This window comes from Bacillus sp. 275 (assembly GCF_001999205.1).
Classification (GTDB): domain Bacteria; phylum Bacillota; class Bacilli; order Bacillales; family Bacillaceae; genus Bacillus; species Bacillus velezensis.
Genome location: NZ_CP019626.1, coordinates 3,154,305 through 3,174,634, shown reverse-complemented (window position 1 = coordinate 3,174,634; position 20,330 = coordinate 3,154,305). Strand labels below are relative to the sequence as shown.

General features: G+C 42.6%; 20 protein-coding genes and 2 pseudogenes. 9 read left to right on the top strand and 13 right to left on the bottom strand.

The genetic code is table 11. The features are described from left to right. Positions 1–2 precede the first annotated feature (2 nt). Complete coding sequence (locus BZ167_RS15655) at positions 3–1,148, bottom strand: cysteine desulfurase family protein (RefSeq protein WP_061046562.1); 1,146 nt, start codon at positions 1,146–1,148, stop codon at positions 3–5. Positions 1,149–1,341: 193 nt separating this feature from the next. Here BZ167_RS15655 and brnQ point away from each other — a divergent pair, with 193 nt between their 5' ends. Further along, positions 1,342–2,682 carry a branched-chain amino acid transport system II carrier protein gene (gene brnQ / locus BZ167_RS15650; protein ID WP_007408040.1) on the top strand — a complete coding sequence of 447 codons (1,341 nt, stop codon included), beginning with the start codon at positions 1,342–1,344 and terminating at the stop codon, positions 2,680–2,682. A gap of 111 nt (positions 2,683–2,793) precedes the next feature. On the opposite strand, the gene ezrA is transcribed toward brnQ, so the two are convergent. Then, complete coding sequence (gene ezrA, locus BZ167_RS15645) at positions 2,794–4,485, bottom strand: septation ring formation regulator EzrA (RefSeq protein ID WP_061046561.1); 1,692 nt, start codon at positions 4,483–4,485, stop codon at positions 2,794–2,796. A 195-nt stretch (positions 4,486–4,680) separates the two neighbouring features. On the opposite strand from ezrA, the gene hisJ reads away from it, so the two are divergent. Continuing rightward, positions 4,681–5,493, top strand: a complete 813-nt coding sequence (gene hisJ / locus BZ167_RS15640) for a histidinol-phosphatase HisJ (protein WP_047936030.1) — start codon at positions 4,681–4,683, stop codon at positions 5,491–5,493. On the opposite strand, the gene refZ is transcribed toward hisJ, so the two are convergent. Beyond that, positions 5,483–6,106, bottom strand: a complete 624-nt coding sequence (refZ, locus tag BZ167_RS15635; RefSeq protein WP_032866509.1) for a forespore capture DNA-binding protein RefZ — start codon at positions 6,104–6,106, stop codon at positions 5,483–5,485. The two genes, hisJ and refZ, sit on opposite strands and share 11 nt — an antisense overlap. A gap of 125 nt (positions 6,107–6,231) precedes the next feature. Here refZ and BZ167_RS15630 point away from each other — a divergent pair, with 125 nt between their 5' ends. Next, the gene (locus tag BZ167_RS15630; RefSeq protein WP_007408037.1) at positions 6,232–6,714 is read left to right on the top strand and encodes a GAF domain-containing protein; all 483 of its coding nucleotides are present in this window, start codon (positions 6,232–6,234) and stop codon (positions 6,712–6,714) included. A gap of 34 nt (positions 6,715–6,748) precedes the next feature. Here the strand turns inward: BZ167_RS15630 and BZ167_RS15625 are convergent, their stop codons facing one another. Beyond that, a complete protein-coding gene (locus tag BZ167_RS15625; RefSeq protein ID WP_031379135.1) occupies positions 6,749–8,497 on the bottom strand; it encodes a sensor domain-containing diguanylate cyclase in 1,749 nt (582 codons plus the stop codon). A gap of 290 nt (positions 8,498–8,787) precedes the next feature. Between BZ167_RS15625 and rpsD the strand changes: the two genes are divergently transcribed. Further along, positions 8,788–9,390: a 30S ribosomal protein S4 gene (rpsD, locus tag BZ167_RS15615; RefSeq protein ID WP_003152406.1), complete on the top strand. Its 603-nt coding sequence runs from the start codon at positions 8,788–8,790 to the stop codon at positions 9,388–9,390. A 255-nt stretch (positions 9,391–9,645) separates the two neighbouring features. Further along, positions 9,646–11,016: an aldehyde dehydrogenase gene (locus BZ167_RS15610; RefSeq protein ID WP_061860787.1), complete on the top strand. Its 1,371-nt coding sequence runs from the start codon at positions 9,646–9,648 to the stop codon at positions 11,014–11,016. Between the two features lie 137 nt (positions 11,017–11,153). Here BZ167_RS15610 and BZ167_RS15605 read toward each other — a convergent pair whose 3' ends face one another. The 4 genes from BZ167_RS15605 to BZ167_RS15580 form a co-directional block, all read right to left on the bottom strand. Further along, a complete protein-coding gene (locus BZ167_RS15605) occupies positions 11,154–11,711 on the bottom strand; it encodes an SMI1/KNR4 family protein (RefSeq protein WP_060674825.1) in 558 nt (185 codons plus the stop codon). A gap of 1,023 nt (positions 11,712–12,734) precedes the next feature. Continuing rightward, a complete protein-coding gene (locus BZ167_RS15590) occupies positions 12,735–14,090 on the bottom strand; it encodes a PIN-like domain-containing protein (protein WP_077392135.1) in 1,356 nt (451 codons plus the stop codon). A 107-nt stretch (positions 14,091–14,197) separates the two neighbouring features. Continuing rightward, positions 14,198–14,536, bottom strand: coding sequence for a hypothetical protein (locus BZ167_RS15585; protein ID WP_061860790.1), 339 nt, complete (start codon positions 14,534–14,536; stop codon positions 14,198–14,200). Between the two features lie 47 nt (positions 14,537–14,583). Next, on the bottom strand, positions 14,584–14,790 hold the full coding sequence (locus BZ167_RS15580) for a DUF4177 domain-containing protein (protein WP_061860791.1): 207 nt from the start codon (positions 14,788–14,790) through the stop codon (positions 14,584–14,586). Positions 14,791–14,973: 183 nt separating this feature from the next. On the opposite strand from BZ167_RS15580, the pseudogene BZ167_RS15575 reads away from it, so the two are divergent. Both BZ167_RS15575 and BZ167_RS15570 read left to right on the top strand, forming a co-directional pair. Then, positions 14,974–15,143, top strand: a pseudogene (locus tag BZ167_RS15575) (type II toxin-antitoxin system HicA family toxin); the annotation flags it as partial. A gap of 26 nt (positions 15,144–15,169) precedes the next feature. After that, a complete protein-coding gene (locus BZ167_RS15570; RefSeq protein ID WP_061860792.1) occupies positions 15,170–15,586 on the top strand; it encodes a type II toxin-antitoxin system HicB family antitoxin in 417 nt (138 codons plus the stop codon). 19 nt (positions 15,587–15,605) lie between these two features. On the opposite strand, the pseudogene BZ167_RS15565 reads toward BZ167_RS15570, so the two are convergent. The 5 genes and pseudogenes from BZ167_RS15565 to hmpA form a co-directional block, all read right to left on the bottom strand. Continuing rightward, a pseudogene (locus BZ167_RS15565) lies at positions 15,606–16,109 on the bottom strand (sigma factor-like helix-turn-helix DNA-binding protein). Between the two features lie 378 nt (positions 16,110–16,487). After that, the gene (locus tag BZ167_RS15560; RefSeq protein ID WP_148660065.1) at positions 16,488–17,129 is read right to left on the bottom strand and encodes a hypothetical protein; all 642 of its coding nucleotides are present in this window, start codon (positions 17,127–17,129) and stop codon (positions 16,488–16,490) included. Between the two features lie 385 nt (positions 17,130–17,514). Beyond that, entirely contained in the window at positions 17,515–17,673 is a 159-nt protein-coding gene (locus BZ167_RS20740; protein ID WP_223302485.1) for a DnaB-like helicase C-terminal domain-containing protein, read from the bottom strand. Positions 17,674–17,730: 57 nt separating this feature from the next. Next, positions 17,731–17,892: a hypothetical protein gene (locus tag BZ167_RS20170; RefSeq protein WP_156886068.1), complete on the bottom strand. Its 162-nt coding sequence runs from the start codon at positions 17,890–17,892 to the stop codon at positions 17,731–17,733. Beyond that, positions 17,889–19,079, bottom strand: coding sequence for an NO-inducible flavohemoprotein (hmpA, locus tag BZ167_RS15555; RefSeq protein WP_033574212.1), 1,191 nt, complete (start codon positions 19,077–19,079; stop codon positions 17,889–17,891). Before hmpA ends, BZ167_RS20170 begins: the two co-directional genes overlap by 4 nt. 237 nt (positions 19,080–19,316) lie before the next feature. On the opposite strand from hmpA, the gene BZ167_RS15550 reads away from it, so the two are divergent. Both BZ167_RS15550 and BZ167_RS15545 read left to right on the top strand, forming a co-directional pair. Further along, entirely contained in the window at positions 19,317–19,544 is a 228-nt protein-coding gene (locus BZ167_RS15550) for a hypothetical protein (RefSeq protein ID WP_007408759.1), read from the top strand. A gap of 169 nt (positions 19,545–19,713) precedes the next feature. Continuing rightward, entirely contained in the window at positions 19,714–20,223 is a 510-nt protein-coding gene (locus tag BZ167_RS15545) for a cysteine protease YraA (RefSeq protein WP_007408760.1), read from the top strand. The last annotated feature ends 107 nt before the right edge of the window (positions 20,224–20,330 follow it).

Below are 20,330 nucleotides of genomic sequence, written 5' to 3'. Positions count from 1 at the left end.
TGCTACCTCATCATTTTTTTTAGTTTTTGAACAGCCGGCGCCAGCGCGGCCATAAACGGCTCCGTGATGTCAGCCGTATGGCTGAAGTTCAGGCTGACTCTTATGCTGCTTGATGCAATCTGTTCGCCTTTATTCATTTGCAGAAGAACACGGCTCGGTTTGTGCTCTCTTGCCGAACATGCCGCGGTTGTGGAAACATATATTCCTTTTTCCTCAAGCATGTGCAGCAGCACTTCCGCCTTCACGCCCGGAACGGAAAAATTAATGATATGCGGCGCGCTGTTTTCAGCGGGGGTGTTGATAACGACCCCGTCCGTCCCGCTCAGCCTTTCCATGAGCGCATTCTTGGCAGCCTCCACGGAAGAAAGCCGCTCGTTCATGTCACGCGCGGAAAGATTGATCGCTTTCGCAAGGGAAACGGCGCCTGCCGTGTGTTCCGTTCCGGCGCGGACGCCTTTTTGCTGCGAGCCGCCTGTGATAAGCGGAATGAGCCGCGTTCCTTTTTTGACGATAAGCGCTCCTGTCCCTTTTAAGCCGTGAAACTTATGCCCTGAAACGGTGCAAAGGTCAATGCCCGCTTCTTCTATAGACAGCGGAACTTTATGAATGCCCTGCACATGATCAACATGAAACAGAATATTCCGGTGCTGCTTCAAAAACCCGCCGATTTCCTTTACGGGCTGAATGGAGCCGACTTCGTTATTGACATGCATGACGCTGACGATTATCGTATCCGGCCTGATAGCCGATTTGACGTCTTTCAAAGAAACGAAGCCGTTTTGATCGGCCGGAAGATATGTGACTTCAAAGCCGAACAGCTCTGTCAGCTGATCAAGCGTCTCCGTCACAGAAGGATGCTCAATCGCCGAAGCAATGATATGCCTTCCTTTACTCATGTTTGCCCAGGCCGCTCCCTTTAACGCCGCGTTATTCGCTTCAGTCGCGCCTGATGTAAATACAATATCATAATTTTTTAAACGCAAGGTTTTTTTTATTTGCTGAGCGGCCGCTTCAAGGAGCTGTTCCGTCTCAGTTCCTAACCGGTGCAGAGACGAAGGATTGCCGAAATAACGGCTGCTCGTCTGTTTATACACTTCCAAAACCTCTTCATACGGCTCGGTCGTTGAGCTGTTGTCTAAATATATCATTTTTTTTACTCCTTTAATGAAAACGGTACATCGTATGATATTTATGCTACCATAACAAAAGTAAATATAAATTCGCAATAAATCGAGTATTGACTTCTCTGTACATTGCCATATAATAAGTAATGTTCGTTTTGTTATATTATCTGACAATTAATTGACAGAATATTTCAACATAGTATTTAGGAGGATTTTTATGAAACACTCACTACCTGTCAAAGATACCGTTATTATCGGTTTCATGCTTTTCGCACTTTTTTTCGGGGCAGGAAATATGATATATCCGCCGGAGCTCGGGCAAGCGGCGGGGCATAATGTCTGGAAAGCGATGGGCGGTTTCTTACTGACCGGCGTTGGTCTGCCGCTTTTGGGTATTATCGCCATCGCATTAACGGGCAAAGACGCGAAAGGGCTTGCCGATAAAGCTCATCCGGTATTCGGGACTATTTTCACCGTTGTGCTTTATTTATCAATCGGGCCGCTTTTCGCGATTCCGAGAACCGGAACCGTTTCATATGAAATCGGTGCAGTTCCGTTTTTAAGCGGCATTCCGGAAAGATTATCTTTATTTGTTTTCACGTTGATCTTTTTTTCTATTACGTATTATTTAGCTCTTAACCCGTCCAAAATCGTGGACAGAGTCGGAAAGATTTTGACTCCTATTAAATTCGGTATTATTTTAATCATCGTCGTAAAAGCCATTGTCACTCCGATGGGCGGACTGGGCGCCGTACATCAGGCATATTCCGGAACGCCGGTGTTCAAAGGATTTTTGGAAGGCTATAAAACAATGGATGCGCTCGCCTCAATCGTCTTCGGCGTCGTTGTCGTCAACGCTGTTAAAAGCAGGGGCGTCACCCAGCGTAAAGCGCTCGCCGCCGCTTGTATTAAAGCGGGTCTGATTGCAGCGGCAGGTTTGACATTCATTTATTTATCTTTGGCCTATTTGGGAGCGACAAGCACGGATGCTGTGGGGCCGCTCGGCGAAGGCGCAAAGATTTTATCAGCTTCATCTGATTACCTGTTCGGTTCACTGGGAAACATCGTTCTCGGCGCCGCCATCACCGTTGCGTGTTTAACGACAAGCATCGGGCTTGTCACATCTTGCGGCGAATATTTTTCAAAATTGATTCCCGCTTTATCATACAAAATGGTGGTGACGATTGTCACGCTCTTCAGCCTGGCGATTTCAAATTTCGGACTTGCTGAAATTATTGCATTTTCAGTTCCTATTTTATCAGCCATTTACCCGCTGGCGATTGTCATTATCGTCCTTTCCTTTATTGATAAAATGTTCAAGGAAAGACGCGAAGTCTATATCGCCTGCCTGATCGGAACGGGGCTGTTCAGTATCCTGGACGGTTTGAAGGCAGCCGGCATTCCGCTCGGATCATTAGATTCATTCTTAAACGCAAATCTTCCGCTTTACAGCATGGGAATCGGCTGGGTGCTTCCGGGCATTGCCGGAGCGATCATCGGCTGCATCATCACATTTTTTACCAGCCCGCCCATCGAATTAAATAAAGCAAAATCGTAACATTCAGCGCCTGCGGTTTGATGTATATCAGCCGCAGGCTTTTTATATTCCGTGAGAAACTAAAAAACTGCACCTCTGATTTCCATCAGGGTGCAGTTTTTGCTTGTGCGTCTATGAAGCAGATTGATCAGCTTTAATTTTTTTCACGGCGCCGGGAGCTGCTTTTTCAACAGCATCTGCCGCCATCTCATAAGCTTCATTATAGCTGTAAGCGTAAAACAGCCGTTCCGCTTCTTTCAGCTGTTCGGATAAAATATGATTCTGGCTTCGGAAGCGGTTGCCGTACTGGATGATCCGCTCAATCAGCTTCACCTGAATCACAAGATCTTCCGCCTCTTCGCTGACTTCCTCAACCACCTTTTCGGCTTCGGCCAGATGTTTGGCGGCTTCCTCCATGTTCAGCGGCAGCTCTTCCAATTGGCTGACGGTTTCTTCTATATGATGATTTGCCGTCTCGAGCTTGTCCTTGACTTGTTCAGGAATTCCCGGCACATTGCTTTTTTGCAGCATTCGGGCCGTGTCAGAAATGGTTTTCCGAAGATTCATCAGCGTTTCCCGCGCCTGCAGTTCTTCTTTTCTGAGCGCCTGCAGATTTTCACGGTATTCGGCATGTTCTTTCTGAGCCTCTTCCATCTGCTTTTCGATGGCCTCGACTTCTTCAATCAGCAGCGAGTAAGCGACATGCTCACCGTCAAGCTTTTCTCTCGCCTGCTCAAGGAGCCGGCCGATCGTTTCCAGCTGTTTTTCGAAGGCATGCTGCCTGCTGATTTCTCCCGCGGTCAGCTGATAGCTTTCCTTGACGAGCTCCGTTTCGGTTTTTGTGCGGTCTTTTTCTTCCTCAAGCTTCTCATACGCGATGATCAGCTCAGGCATTTTGCTTAATACGGACTGTCCGGCTTCCACTTCTCCTTCCAGCTGTTCATACATCGATTGAATGGTTTCATCAATCAGCTGAAGGATGGCGGACGCTTCGTCGACATCTAATTCTTCCAAAAGCGCGTTTTCGGCCCGTTTCAATTGATTTGAGAGTGTATCCAGCTCTTTTTCGATTTGAATATGCTCCAATTTGTAGCCTTTTTCCGTCATTTCCCGGTAGCCGTCTTTCAGCTTGGCAATTTGGTTCGGCACGGTCTGTTTACAGTCCGCAAGCAGTTTCGGAACGTCATCTATGTATGTCTGAAGCTGATCCAGTCTGCGGTCCTGTTCAAGCAGCACTTTTCTCGCTTTGATGTAATTGCCGCTTTCCGTCTCTTCTTCGAACTCTTTTATGCCGCTCCAGATTTCGTCGAGATCCGTCTCCAGGCTGTTGTAAAGCTCTCCGTAGAGATGGCTGTACGCCAGAAGGTTTTTCCGCGCTTTTGAATACCGCTCACGCACCTGTTCAATCTCTCCGCGGCTTTTTTCCTCGCTCGTCACAAGGTCGCTGATCTCACGCAGTATGCCTTCTATATTTGATTCGGCTGCAGTGAGGAGGTCGTCGATGTGGACAAGCACCTGATTCGCTTTTTTAAACCGGTATTTGTCGGCGTTCTCTTCGGCATCATAAAGGAGCTCTTCTACTTTCGGCAGATGGGCTGTGACAATTTCATCCCACTCTTCGCGCCATCTTTCAAAGAACTCTTCCGTCTCTCCGGTCATTTTCAGATGTTTGATCTTGGACATTTCTTCCACTATCGAACGGTTTAAAATTTCAATCTTCCATGACTCCAGCCGGTCAATTTCCGTATAAATTTTTTTCCTGAAAAAGTAGCCCGCCGCAAAGAGCGCGAGCAGTATAACCAATAATCCGATGACTAACTCCATAATGAGCCCCCTTGTTGTTCTCTTAATCTGTCAGGGTGTTTTATGTATTCAGAAAGATTTCAATATATGTATTGAGAAAATCTGTCGTTTTCATTGTTATTATGATACCATGTAACCAACATTTTTTGACCAGAAATCAAAAACTTTTTGCATAATTTCGGCAGGATTCTGCAATTTTTTAATGGAGTGACACAAATGGAAAAACGAGACGCTCATATCCACACCCCTTTTTGCCCTCACGGCTCGAAGGATGCGCTGAAACAATATGTCGAAAAGGCCCTGGAAAGAGGCTTTGACTCGATCACATTTACAGAGCACGCCCCCCTTCCTCCGTCATTTCAAGATCCCGTACCGCTTCAGGACAGCGCGATGGATCTCAGACAGATGGAGGTTTATTTGGAGCGGCTGTCACAGCTGAAAAAGGAATACGATGGACAAATCAGCATTCTGACTGGACTTGAAACCGATTTTATCACAGGGTATGAAGAGGAAACCGCGGCGTTTCTGAACACATACGGCCCCTCACTGGATGACGGCATCTTATCCGTTCATTTTTTGAAAACCGGTCCGTCTTATATATGCCTCGATTTTGACGAGCACGCCTTTCAGCAGCTTGCCGACCGCTTCGGAAGCGTTGAAGCCGTATATGAACAATACTATGAAACCGTGTATTCTTCCATTGTAACACCGCTCGGCCCCTTTAAGCCAAAACGGGTCGGCCATATCACGCTCGTCAAAAAATTCGCGCGCCTTTTCCCCTATAGCATGTCACCTCAAATAAGAGAGCTTGCGGCCCGCTGTCTTGACGCCGTGAAAGAACACGGAATGGAGCTGGATGTGAATACATCCGGGCTCAGAAAGAAGTTTGCCGGGGAAGTATACATGGAGGATTGGATGGCTAAGACGGCGAAGCAAAAAAAAATCCCGCTCATATTCGGGTCGGACGCCCATCAAGCGGAAGATGTCGGCAGTTCCTACGAAACGTACAAAAACATCATTACTTCATAAGCGCCGCATCAGGCCGCCGGAACACGCTTTCGATCCAGATCTTCACCTCTTCAAAATACCTTTTATAAAAGTACGGCTCATGAGGCTGCATATAGAGCACCTCCGTAATATATTGAGGCTGGAGATACGGCATCATCAAGAGGGATTTCAATTGCAGAATAAAATGCGGCACGGGCAGCGTCAGCCGTCTATGGCGTGACTGCCCTTCTTCAATCACCAGCTGGAAAATATATTTTTCTTTCATTAAGTAAGTAGACATAATTTCCCTGATCAGCACGGAATCAATCGTCACTTCCCGGTATACAAACCGCGTTAATTGACGGTTATCGTGCTGATAGGATAAAATATCGAAAATCACCCGCAGGATGCGTTCCTGCGCGTCTTCACCCTTCATACTGACGGCGGCTTTTTCCAGCGCTTCAGTATAGCCTTCGTAAAACTCGGAAACTAAATGTTCCATTAATCCGCCTTTCCCTTTAAAATAGTAGGAGATGTGCGCAACATTTACATCAGCTGACTTTGCGATTTCACGGACGGACGTGCCGGAATAACCTTTTTGGTTAAACAGCTGGACAGCGGCGTTAATAATTTTGTCTTTGGTGCTTACTTTCATACGGCTCACCCCTTTATGTGTAACAATTCAAGCAGAAAGGCGCCGTTCCTGTAAGAACTTCTCGACAAATGCCGGCAGAACGGCCGGAACTTTGTTTGATATTATAGAAAAAGTGAGGGTTTTCCATGTTTCATGTCGAAAAACAATCCGGAGATAAAGAAAAAAGTTATCAGCTTCTGCTTAAACAGCTCGAAGCCATGACAGAAGATGAAACGGATGCGATCGCAAATTACGCGAATGCGTCAGCGCTTTTATACCATTCATTACATGAAGTCAACTGGGCGGGGTTTTACTTCGCTAAAGAGGGCGAGCTCGTGCTCGGACCGTTTCAAGGACTTCCTGCCTGTGTGCGCATTCCGTTCGGCAGAGGCGTATGCGGCACTGCCTACTCTAATGGCGACGTGCAGCGGATTGCCGATGTGAATGCGTTCCCGGGACATATCGCCTGTGACGCGGCTTCCCAGTCAGAAATCGTTCTTCCGATCCGCGTAAACGGTGAAGTGATCGGTGTGCTGGACATTGACAGCCCCGTGAAAAACCGTTTTGATGAAACGGACGAAACCTATTTAGCAAAGTTTGTTGAAACGCTTGAAAAACGATTAGGATAAAAAAAGGAGCCCGGCCGGCAGGCCGGCTCCTTTTTTATGTCGTCGTGCTGTTTTGATGGATGATCAGCCGGTTTTTGCCGTTCCGTTTGGCGATATAAAGCGCCTCATCCGCTTGCTGAACGAGCAATTTCAACGGCATCGGGCCGGTCTTTGACCAGCAGGAAACGCCGCAGGAAATCGTCACGCGCGGCTCGGTATTTTCCCGGATGGCGCGAACCAGCCTTTTAGCGATGCGTTCTCCGGATGACACGTTGATATTCGGCAGATAGACAGCCAGCTCCTCGCCCCCCCACCTCGCAGCGACATCATGCTCACGAATATGGTTCTTCATAACGGAGGCCACCTGAATCAGGATCGAATCTCCCGTTTGATGACCGTATGTATCATTAATATTTTTGAAATTATCGATATCAACGAGGATGAATACACCCCGTTTATGAATTTTCATGCTGTATTGAATTTTCTCATCCAAATAGGTTCTTGAATACAGCTCCGTCAGCTGGTCTGTCTGAACAAGATGCTCAAGCCTGTCGCGCAGCATGGAGTTCGTGACCGCCAATGTCGCATGGTGAATGAGCGCTTGAAAAAGCTTATACATTTCAAACGTAAAAGCATACAAATCCTTTTTCAATAAAATCGCGAACCCGAAGACGGTGTCATTTTCGATCATCGGCACCGCCATCAGCGAGCCGAAACCGTTTTCGCCGAATACAGTCTTTCCGCTGCCGATAAACACGCCCTTTTCTCCCTCGAACAGCTTTTCCTTCACAATGCTGATATAGGGGTTCGCACGTTCTGTCTTAAAAAAAGCGGTATGTCCCGGAAGCAGATTTTGCGTCTCAAAATGATCAATATGAAAAAAAGCCACTTCTTCCGCATGAAACGATTGGGTCATAATGGCGGCGAGCTCCCGCATCGTATCAGTGAGTCTGAGGCGCTGATTCAGCTGGCGCGATGTTTCATTAATGAGCTCCAGATTCGCAATGCTTTTTTTCGATTGCTCATAGAGCTGCGCATTTTCAAATGCTTTTCCCGCTGCGCCCGCAAGCAGCAGCATTTCACTGAGAGTACTGCACGAAAGAACGGCATCCTGCAGCCCCTCCGTCTTCAGAACCCCGTAAGTCCCCTGCTGGCCTTTGATCGGCAGATAAGCAGATGACCTGCCTTTTCTGAGCAGTCTCCCCGATAAATAAACCTTCAGGGCAGACGGATCGGCATCTTTTCCGTCCATATGTAATTCTTTTGCGGGAAGCTGTCTGTCCGTATCCTGATCCTGCGTGATAAACAGTGAAAAACGGAAAGACCGGAAAGCCGTACTCAAACTTGCCTGCAGTTTTTCCAAAACCTCATTTTGGTCCAAAAGCGAATGGAACATTTCTGTCATTCTGTGAATTTTCCGCTGATGCTTCGTTTTGTCAAACAGCCCGCTTTGTCTCACAGATTGATTAATAAACTGAGTAACGATCTCAGGCAATGATTCCGGGATCGGCAGCCCGCCTTCCGAGCGCAGATAAAAGGATCTGCCGGACGTCTGATTCCTGATCATAAAACGGCCGTCACTCTCTTTCAGCGGAGCATAATGCGGTTCATCTTCTGTTTTTATGGTGAAACGTGTTGATTCTGCCGGTGAAAGGGTCAATGAAAGAGATGTAAAGCAGGATTCTAGAGCTGAGGCCAGCCATAACAGCGAGTCGGATAATGAGACGGATTCAGATTTCGTTAAGAAAAAAGAAAGCATTTTCTGATGAAAGGCCGTCACTTCATCAATTGTTTGTTTTTTCATTTTTATCACCTAAACATGTACTACTCATTTTTGTACATTATATCATAAACCGGCACTCTTCATGGAGAAATGGTTGACGGCGGCGGAGAAAAATCATATAATGTTCTTTGTGTGAAATATTGCAGCCTTTTTGTTCAGCTTCTGTGTTTGCATTTTGTTCCTTAGCTGTAAGGTGTATCGTGTAACTCTCTGCTGCTGGAGCGAGGATACATGAAAACAAAATGTGCACGGTCGGATCGAACAGACGGTTTTTATTTTCCACAAAATAAAACCAAAGGAGGAGTCACATTATGGCTCGCTATACAGGTCCATCTTGGAAACTGTCTCGCCGTTTAGGAATCTCTCTTAGCGGTACAGGTAAAGAATTAGAAAAACGCCCTTACGCACCAGGCCCCCACGGTCCGGGACAGCGTAAAAAACTATCAGAATACGGTTTGCAATTGCAAGAAAAGCAAAAACTTCGTCACATGTACGGTGTAAACGAACGTCAATTCCGCACATTGTTTGACAAAGCTGCAAAAATGACTGGTAAACACGGCGAAAACTTCATGATTCTTTTAGATGCACGTCTTGATAACGTTGTGTACAAGCTCGGTCTTGCGCGCACTCGCCGTCAAGCACGCCAATTAGTTAACCACGGTCACATCCTTGTTGACGGAAGCCGCGTTGACATTCCGTCTTACCAAGTAAAACCTGGTCAAACAATCGGTGTTCGCGAAAAATCAAGAAACCTTTCTATCATCAAAGAATCTGTAGAAGTAAACAACTTCGTTCCTGAGTACCTTACTTTCGACGCTGAAAAGCTTGAAGGTACATTCACTCGTCTTCCAGAGCGCTCTGAGCTTGCTCCGGAAATTAACGAAGCGCTTATCGTTGAGTTCTACTCCCGTTAAGTAAAACGCTCTTTAAAGAGCATTGGATTAAACCCCGGACATGTTGTGATGACAATGTGTCCGGGGTTTTTCTTTTGGGCTGTCAGAATAATGGACAGATGCTCCCTCTCTTTATTAAAAAAAGCCCCTGTCCGGGGCTTTTTTTATGTACCAACTGGCTTTTCAGCTACATGTACATTAGAAAAACCCATTTGACAAGCAGAAGCGATTTTTTACATAATGAATCATCATACCTTACAAAAAAGGAGCGACTGAATGAACAGCATCCCCTCTATCGTCAGCAAGCACAAAGCCTATTTTGCGGCGGGGCATACGAGACAGCTAGAATCGAGACTGAACATTTTGCAGAAGCTGAAACAAGCCGTCAAAACTCATGAAGCCGATCTCATAGCCGCTCTCTATCAGGATCTCCACAAATCCGAACAGGAGTCGTACACGACAGAAATCGGAATTGTACTGGAGGAAATCAGTTTTGTGATGAAGCGGCTGGGAAAATGGATCAAACCGAAACGAGTCAAAACGCCTCTGACTCACCTAGGCTCGAAAAGCATCATTATCCCTGAGCCATATGGAACCGTTTTGGTGATTGCGCCTTGGAACTATCCCTTGCAGCTGGCGCTTTCTCCGTTGATTGGAGCCATTGCGGCCGGAAACACGGTCGTTCTCAAACCGTCAGAATATACGCCGGCGGTTTCCGCTGTTCTTTCCAAACTCATCAGCAGCGTTTTTCCGAGTGACTATGTCGCTATGGCGGAGGGTGGGCCCGACGTCAGCACTGTGTTATTACAGCAGCCCTTTGACTATATTTTCTTCACAGGAAGCGTAGCCGTGGGAAAAATCGTCATGGAGGCCGCCGCCAAACAATTAATTCCCGTTACCTTGGAGCTCGGCGGCAAAAGTCCCTGCATTGTCCATAAGGATGCTGATATACAGCTTGCCGCCAAACGCATCGTCTTCGGGAAATTTACAAATGCAGGGCAAACCTGCATCGCACCGGATTATTTATTTGTCCACCAAGATATCAAAATGAAGCTCACAGAAGAAATGAAGCGTGCGATCAGCGAATTTTACGGTCCTCAGCCTGAACAAAATCCGCAGTACGGCAAAATCGTCAGTGAACGCCACTATCAGCGGCTGCTCAGCTTTCTGAATGATGGCGTCCCGCTCACAGGCGGACAATCTGATCCCGCTCATCATAAAATTGCGCCGACCATTCTCGAACAAGTGAGGGATGACTCTCCAGTGATGCAGGAGGAGATTTTCGGGCCGATTCTTCCGCTCTTTACATACGGCGATATCAATGAAGTCATTGAGAAAGTCCAATCGCGCCCAAAGCCGCTCGCCCTGTATCTCTTCACCACAAACAAAGAAACTGAGCGCGCTGTTTTAGAGAACCTGTCGTTTGGCGGAGGCTGTATCAATGATACGTTAATGCACGTCGCAACACCGTATTTGCCATTCGGCGGCGTCGGGGAAAGCGGCATCGGCAGCTATCACGGATTTGACAGCTTTAACACGTTTACGCACAAAAAAAGCCTCGTCAAACAAACGAACCGCTTCGACTTCGCTTTCCGTTATCCTTCTTCCAAAAACGGGCTGCGAATGATTAGGAAAATACTTAAATAAAAAAGCGCAGAGTATCTGCGCTTTTTATAAATCCTCTATACACCAATTAAACGGTTCGTCTCCTAAATTAAACCTATTTTTAAAAGTTCAAATCGAAGTCTAATAGTAAAAATGAACCAACCCAACTGTAGGAAAGGTTAATCCTCATCACCCTGGTGAGTCCTATAATAATTTTCAGCAGTATAGATATTCCACTCCCAAAAATTTGCTCCTTGAGACATGATATACCTATCTAAAAATATCTCAAAATTAAGTTGCATTGGTTCATACTCAATAAATCCGCGGAACCATAAATAGTTTGGATCTGTGGACATTTTGGTTTTGTCAATTAACAAATAACATCCGTCTAACAGATGTGCGACGGGAATAAACTGAGGCTTTAAAAAACCATTTTGCATATACTTTTCAATCTCTTCTACATTAAGAATATGCAAACCCCCACCTACATTCTCACCGTAAATCAACAAATCAAATATTCTGGCTCCGTTATGCAATTTTAAAAAGGTTTTATAATCTTCAGGAAGTGAGACTTTTATTTTCTTCTCAAAACTCTCAATCTCCAGATCTGTTGCACCTTTAGAGAAAGTACATTCTGTTTCTAAAAGCGCTCCTTCATTCCCTAAAATTTTCAAGCGGCCTTTTTCATCAATTAATTCTTCTAGACCCTGGATCGTTTTTTCAACAAAAACCGCCATTGAGCCACCTCTTACTTATTAATATTTATTCCACCAAGGATTTAAAAGGTTGTGATCCGTTCTGTGATTCCATTTTTCTCTTTTATCGACAGGTACAACCTGGAAATTTGCTTTAGCCGGTAAGGGCATTGTTTTTTTCTGTGAGTATTTATTATCTCTGGATACAGCATTGCTATTTTATTCGCAAGAGCAGGAGCCAATGTTCCAGTTGAAGTATCAGGAAGTGAACCATTCCAGCCGGCTACCGAAGTATGTTGGGACATAAAAAGCTTTGTCTTTTTATGATACTACGACGTTGAATATGATTTACCTGCTTTAATATCCTTCCCTAAAAATTCTCTATTATGGAGAAAAACCCCTCCATATTTTCCGCTATAAGTGTTACTTACGTATAATCGTTTGTTCCTCCTCCCCACCACTTCTTTCCGGGTGCCTCCTGTTGTGGCACTTTAAACAGATCGTTTTATGATTATCAAGATTAAATGCCACGCTTGGATCATCTCTTAATGTGTTGGTATTTGCCTCCGTTATTAATCCACGACAACGTCACTCACAACACAAATAGCCGTCCCTTATCAGAACGACTTTCCTTACTCGCTTCCAGCGTGCTGTATTATATATTTTGTCTAATTCGTCACGTTGCCTTGCCATGCTTATTCCTTTTCTGATTTACCTGAACAGACTACACACGACAAGCAGAAGAACGTGAGCGCAATAAACCATGACGTCTCAGATGAGTGCGCATAAATTGTTTTCATGCTCTATCAACATAAAAAGCTTCTATGGATAGCGGTTTGGGCGTTCGCATCCTTTCAGCCGCACACCTTAGATTCTTTCCTAATTCCTCAAAGGCTTAATTAATTGTTTTCATGTAATCCCTCCAATCATATTCTTTCTAAACTGCCCCCCGTCCTCAGACTGTTAACCGCCAATAGTTTCTCTGAGGTTTACCGGAATCGGTTTACAGAGAATATAAAAAGCACCCAACAGGATGCTTTTAAAAAATGAGCAAATTGTACTTTTTCACGTGTTTAATTCTGTTTCTTCAAAAGATGAATCATTAACTTCTTCATCAGTTATCTCTGTCATCCTTAAAACACGAATATATTGATTATTTACTAGTTCCTTGAACAAATCTGTACTTATTTTTTCAAAAGAACTTAATTGTATCATATAAGCATTGTAGTTATTATCTTTCAAGTCTTGAATCACCTTAAATGATAAAGGTATAGAGTTATAAAGGTCTGAATGAGCCTTTATTATTTTTTTAGTTAGAGTATTTAAATCTTCAGTTTCGCTTGGGGTTACTGTAGCAATAATTTCATAAGTATGTATGAATTTCAACTTAGACTTCCTAGTATCCCTGCGAATTGGAAAGGGCCTTGGCTTGTTATCTTCATATAACCACTTCAACTTTAATTCTTCTTTTTCTCTCTCTAATTGTATTGCTTCTTCATTGGCTATTACACTTTTCTTATATTGATTAATACTCTCTATCGCTGCATCAATTCTTTTAGAATCAATAGGAAAACCTTTAGATTCTTTACAATTCTCCAAGAACTGTTTTGTTTTATATATATATATATTATTCCCGCCAGTCTCTCTCCTGAACTCTTGAATTAGTTCCGGATGTGGTCCCAATGTTTTTCCATGTGAAATTGACCACCAGTCCTCTTTTTTATCATCTGTAACAAAAATAATATCTGTTTTTTTACTCTTTGCAAAATCTATAATTTGCTTCCACAACACTAAATCACCATATTTTTTTGTATAATGCAAACCATCAAAATATCTCTTCGAATCACCTTTATCAATATCCTTAAATCCTGGTGGTACTAAATTCTCAAAACGGATTTCTCCATCTTTGTATATATCATTTAATTGTTCTTGAGAATAAGGTTCACCGATATTTCCTTCAAATATTTGCGCAATTTGCATGCTCAATTTTTCATAATTAGGGTGTTGTTCCTTTTGTGTATTTATTTCTTGTATTAACTCATCTAAGATATCATTAAATTTACCCTGTATCTGGTCATTTAAAATTAAAGTTGAGTGTTTTAATGAAATACGTTTATATACATTTTCAAGGTCTGTTCCTAAATCCCGGATAGAAGATTCGAGTTCTTTATATGCGCTATCCTGTATATAAATTTCCTCATTAATATTATGGTGATACTCTAAACCCACTTGATGAGGAATCCATAGTCGAGAGCGATCGCGCAAAATCGTTAATACCTCTAATATTACTTCTCTTGCAATCGTTTGAAAACGAAAAGGATTAATTAGGGTATTGGTATCAAAAACAAAATAGCCATCAGACCACATCTTTTGAAACTCTCTTTTTGTCGGCCGGTAAAAACCTTTAAAGTAATCTCTCATTGATTCTTCTCCCTTGTTTTTCTTTATTATGACATATCAGTTAGGGAAAAAGAACCATATGCAAATTTTGTCGAACAAAAAAAGCACCCTTATAGGGATGCTTTCCTTCATTTCTTAAATATAAGCCTATAAATCATTGTCTTATTTCTTGTTCCATGCTTAAATTCGGAGCGATCCAAAGAGTAAATATACCACTTATCATGACGGTCAGAACGGCTAACACATTCAGTTTTTACAACGTCAGGATAACTGTATGTATATTCTTCACCACTCTGTGGATTTTCCAAATGAACAAACAGAATAGATCCGGTCTTCGTTTCTATACTACCGTACCCTTTTATTGTATGAATTATCGTTTCATCTAATCCCGAAATATCGGGGTCAGTGCTTAATTCAATTTTTTCATAGCTTTGCAAACAATTGATTAACATAGGATCAATTGTCATTATATTCACATCCAATCTACCTTATTAGTTAATGGAAAATAGCTCTATTAAATTTCCTGCTTGAAGATAAATTTCACATCACCTGATGAAACTGATACATCCCCTTCAGAACCATGACCTTTAACCATAGGTAAAGCAGATACAAGTTCCCATCCTTCCTTACCAAATCTTTCGAGTTTGTTTTCTAAAGAATTATCGTCACTATACATCTGACCAAAATTATAAGTGAAAACTTTATATGAGTATTTTTTCAATTCATTTCACCTCCTGCTGTAAATATCGACAGAAAAGGCTAAAAGGAAATACATTTACGAAATTTGTCGAACGAAAGTTCTTTTCATAAATTAGTCTCAAGTAAGACAAAAAATACTTTTTTTTCAAAAAAAGTATCTACACGTATAAATAATACGTGTTATAATTTATGAAGAGAGGGAAACATGAAGTCTTCAAGAAATATCATAAAGATACTTACTAAAGATGGGTGGTATTTAAAACGAGTTGTTGGTAGTCATCACCACTTTAAACATCCAACCAAACCGGGCACGGTAACAGTCCCACATCCAAAAAAGACTTCAAACCCAGCACACTAAATTCTATACTTAAACAACCCCCTTGTAAGGAGGTTTTATATATATGGCAAAGTATTTATTTCCGGCGATTTTTGATGCAGGAGAAAACGGAAGCGACGGCTACACAATTACCTTTCCCGATTTACCCGGCTGCATTTCAGAAGGCGAGAACGTGGATGATGCTATGAGCATGGCAAAAGATGCGCTCGAAGGCTTTCTATATGGCATGGAAGAAGACGGCGAAGACATCCCTTCCCCCTCCGCTCCAAAAGATATCAAAGTGCCGGCAACCGGTTTTGTTGTTATGGTAAGCGCCTGGACAGATATTGTCCGTGATGAAATGGAAAACAAAGCGGTGAAAAAGACACTTACTGTACCTAAATGGCTGGCGGAAGCAGCAGAAAAAGAAGGTGTAAACTTTTCGCATCTTCTTCAATTTGCATTACGTGAGCGGCTTGGCATTAATAAAAGATCATCATAAAAAAGACAGCCTGTTTAAGCTAAACAAAAAGGCTGTCTTTTGCTCTATTTTTCATTTTTAAGCGGGATCGTTCAATATTTTTTTGGACGGTTCCTTTTTTTATATTGAGTAAAGCGGCTATTTCTTCAAAAGACATATTTTGCACAGCGTGCATGATAAAAATATCTTTCTCGGGGTCTGTCAGTACAGAAAGATCGCTATTCTTTCCCTGTTCCAATCGCTTGCCTCTCCATCAGGGCCCTGAACGATTGCATATTCTTCCGGCAGCGCATCAATTAAACGCGGATCAGAAAGGATCGTTCTTTTATACGCATCCCTGCGATCAGCACCACGGCGGGCGCCGGGTTGTCTTCCGTTCTGCAGCCATTCGATTGTATTCAATGTCGCTTATCATGCCGCCAATAATCTTTTTATCGCTGTTTTGTTCAACGGTTAAGAGACTGTCAGCAACCGCCGATAATTGCCGGTACATCTTTTTAACATCTTTCAATGCGTTTTTATATTCAATGATTAAATCTTGCATATGTTTCCTTCTGTTATTTCTCCTTAAATATGCCGCTCCCGGCTCGTTTCATCCTTTTCCAATTCCCCGACTCCCCCACTTTTGGGGAAAAGCCCTCAGATTGAACCCTACGCAATATTCAGCACTTCTTTATCGATGCTTCCGAAAAACAAAAAACGGACACCAATCAGAGCACAGTAATTCTGTACAATGATCATTGTCCAAAGCTTTCCGTCTAGGGCTTATTTAAACTTTTCTCTTTATCTTCTTTCTACTACCTAGTTTGATTTCTTTCTCTAATAAATATCCTTGTAAAATCCGTTCCAGTTCCTTATATGCTTTTTTTTCACTAAAAATACTTAATGTGGGTAATGCTTTAAATGATGTTGCACCAATAAACTATAACATAATTGTAATAGAACCAAGAGTTAATAAAAATCCCTTAAATTCTACTAAACTGGCTGATTCATTAATACTTGTGGTAAACAATACCCCAAATATACTAACAGGTATTGATACTACAATAGACGGGATCACAACTTTCAGAAATGAACCAATGGAATATAACTCAAGATTGGAGTTTTTCGATATTATATAAGGTAAAATGCGTTTTTCAATAACTTTATCGTTATAATTTTTTCTGTGTAAATATTTTTTTAAGGCCTTATAAGAAAGTGAATAATATAAATCACTTATTCCCCATTTACGATCAACCAACATAGCATATTTCCTTAAAGTAACCGCAATTATCACCATAATTGGAAAGATTGAAAGGCTTATAGTTAATATAATAGCGTTAGACTTTGAAATATCTAATTTAGCAGTAAAATCTTCTAATGAATAATATAAATTCTTAAACAAAAATTCCCTTCCGATTAAAAAGTAAGCTATTATACTAACAACTCCAAGAAAGAAGTAAAGCCTCTTTTTCCATCGGTCTCCTTTAGATTTTAGGAAAGACGATGTCCAAAACACATTTTTGACACTCTTAGCGCATTTTACCTCTTGTGCCATCTTAAATATTTCAACATCTATATTCATATTAACACTCCTCCATAATCTTACGATCTGAATGACGGATAGTTTCATTAATTTCCAATCAAATAAGATTTCATTATTATTCTCCAAATCCCTTGCACTTGTCTCCTTTTTTAACCCGTTGTTCTTATCCAACAAATAAGGCGTCTATTTTATCCTTAAATTTTCCTTCATGGAAAAATTTAGCAACCTATTCCTGGTCCTTGCTCTAAACCAAAAAACTCAATTAGCAGGATAAGGGAATAATAATTATGCCTCAGTGTTTCTCTATAGCAATCTCTAACTGTCAAATCTACGCTCCAAATTCAGGAACAAACCGTATTCTTTAATGAACGTCAGTTAAACAGTTTTGACCGGCCGTTTCGCTGCTTTTAATTTTGCTCTCGCTTTACTTTTCGTAATAATTCTTCCGATGAAGAAACCCAATGACAACCGCGACCAATTCAATTTGTTCCGATTCTCTTATGTCCTGCCGCTGTTCAACGCTCCGTGAAAGCTGACTGACGTAATAACGCAAATACCCAACTCGCAGGCCATATGTTTTCATGCGGCTGATTTTGATGGCGGTCAAAAATTCCGAGATCAGCAGAGCCGAGAACCCCGTTTACTTATAAAAGCAATATTTCCAAGGATGAAATGGCATTTCAGGAACTGCTTTTTCAAGGAAGAAAATACCCACTCCCAAAACGGGGCCGATATAAAATAAAAAAGCACCCAATCCGGGTGCTTCATACATTAAAATCATCGTCCTTCCTTGTTCAATCACACCATACTCAGCTGCGGTTCAAATAATTCATAGTGAATGGATTCCGGCGGTGTATTGAATTCAGAAATCAGCTTTTTCATTTCTTTAATGAACGACGGTGATCCGCACAGGTAAAAATCAGCATCTTTATCTGTCATCACTTCTTCTAACAGCTGTTTGTCAATCCGGCCTTCCCGAAAACGAATGTTTTCTGAACGGTCTTGTTCGGACGGCTCGCTGTAAATAAAGAGGGTGTCAACGGATGAGTGTTCCGCGGCTTCTTCAGCTTCATGCCGCAACGCATGATACTCTCCGCTCCTTGCCGCATGGATAAAGAGAACGTTTCGCTGCGGCTGGGTTTTGGCAACCGTCTTTAACATACTGATCATAGGGGTAATTCCGATACCGGCACTGATGAGAACCAGATTCTTTTTGGAATCAGGGTCTAATACGAAATCCCCGGCCGGAGCGCTGATCTCAATTGAATCCTTTTCGTGTAATTGGTCATGCAGATATGAAGAAACAATTCCGTCTTTTTTCACGGAAATCCTGTAATAATCCTTACCGGATACATCCGACAAACTGTACTGGCGGATATGCGTATAACCCGTGTCCGGAATGTATACTTTTACACTGATATACTGTCCCGCTTTGAACTCGGGGAGAACTTGTCCGTCTTCCGGTTTTAAATAAAACGACGTTATCTCCTTGCTTTCTTTTACCTTTTTATCAATTTTAAACGCCTTATAGTCTTTCCAGCCGCCTTTTTGCGTTTCCGCTTGTTCATACATGTCCTTCTCAATTCCGATAAAAGCGTCTGCAATGACGCCGTATGCTTTTTCCCATGCCTGAATGACCTCAGGAGCAGCCCCGTCTTTTAGAACATCCTTTATCGCGATTAACAAGTAATTTCCAACGATTGGGTAATGCTCGGGCTTAACACCGATACTCCGGTGCTTATGGCTGATTTGTTTGACGACGGGAACGATGTTTTCCAGCCGGTCAATATTGGCTGCGGCCGCAATCACAGCATTCGACAAGGCCGTACGCTGTGTTTTTTTCTTTTGATTCGTCTGATTAAAGATATTCAGCAGCTCAGGGTGATGCTGAAAAAGCAGGTCATAAAATCGGCCTGTGATTTCTTCACCATGCTCTTCTAAGACCGGCACTGTGCTTTTAATGATTTCAATCGTTTTTTCATCGAGCATTCTAAAAATCCCCCTAGAGATGTATGCATCTCGATTGACCTGAGAAAAGAATCGTTTTTGAATTCTTTTTTATAGATTTCCCCGTTCAAAAAGGGTTAGCCATTCCAATTTGAGACGGATTCAGGAAAAACCAGAAAAACGAAATTGCGTCTGGAAAATTGTGGACTTGCCATGGTGTACTTGTCCGATGCAAAACCCTCCTTGTCAGCATTTAATAAAGTACGGGAGGTGAGATGAATGGGTAAAAAATCGAAAGTGTATTACTGTGACCCTAAGTATATTGTGACTGACAAGTATACTGACAAAGAAGTGGTTTACGTCCATCCCATCAAACACATTAACAGAGAGCATATCCGTTATGTTCCCCGCCACGTTTATAAGGAAGAAACAATTCACGAAGTCATTGATCCGGGCGATCCGGGGAAATGCGGGTGTAAAAAGCAGAAAAAAAGACGCAAAAAGTAATTGGTTCGATTTCTTGCCTTATCTCAGGTTAAACACGTAAGTTTCAGCAGACCTCCGTACCTTTTGGCTCCTCTTTTCCAGAGGGGTCTTTTTTCATAAGCAAATACGTTGTGAGGCGGGAATCCGCCTGATATTCTTGTCATATACAAATTCACAGGAGGCATGATGTATGAGCAAAAAAATCGCAGTTCTGATGACAGATCAATTTGAGGATATTGAATATACAAGCCCGGCGGAAGCATTTAAAGAAGCGGGCCACAGTGTGGTGACAATAGATTTGGAAGCAGGGAAAGAAGTGACGGGCAAGCACGGTGAGAAAGTAAAGATCGATCAAGCGATCTCAGACGCAGACGCCAAGGAATTCGATGCGTTATTGATTCCCGGAGGCTTTTCACCGGATCTTCTGCGCGGAGATGACCGCCCGGGTGAATTCACTAAAGCATTCGTGGAAAATCAGAAACCCGTTTTCGCGATCTGCCACGGCCCGCAGCTGCTGATTGATACCGACCTTCTTAAAGGAAAAGATATCACGGGATTCCGCAGCATCCGCAAAGACTTAATCAATGCCGGCGCACATTATAAAGATGAAGAAGTCGTCGTGAGCCATAACATCGTAACAAGCAGAACACCTGACGATTTGGAAGCCTTTAATCGTGAATCATTGAACCTGCTGAAATAAGAGAAAAAAGCACAGACCCGTTCAGTCTGTGCTTTTTTTTATGGATTTATAAAGAAACACCAATAGTTAGACCTATTCTCTCCCCCATCCATAATAAGTAAAATAAA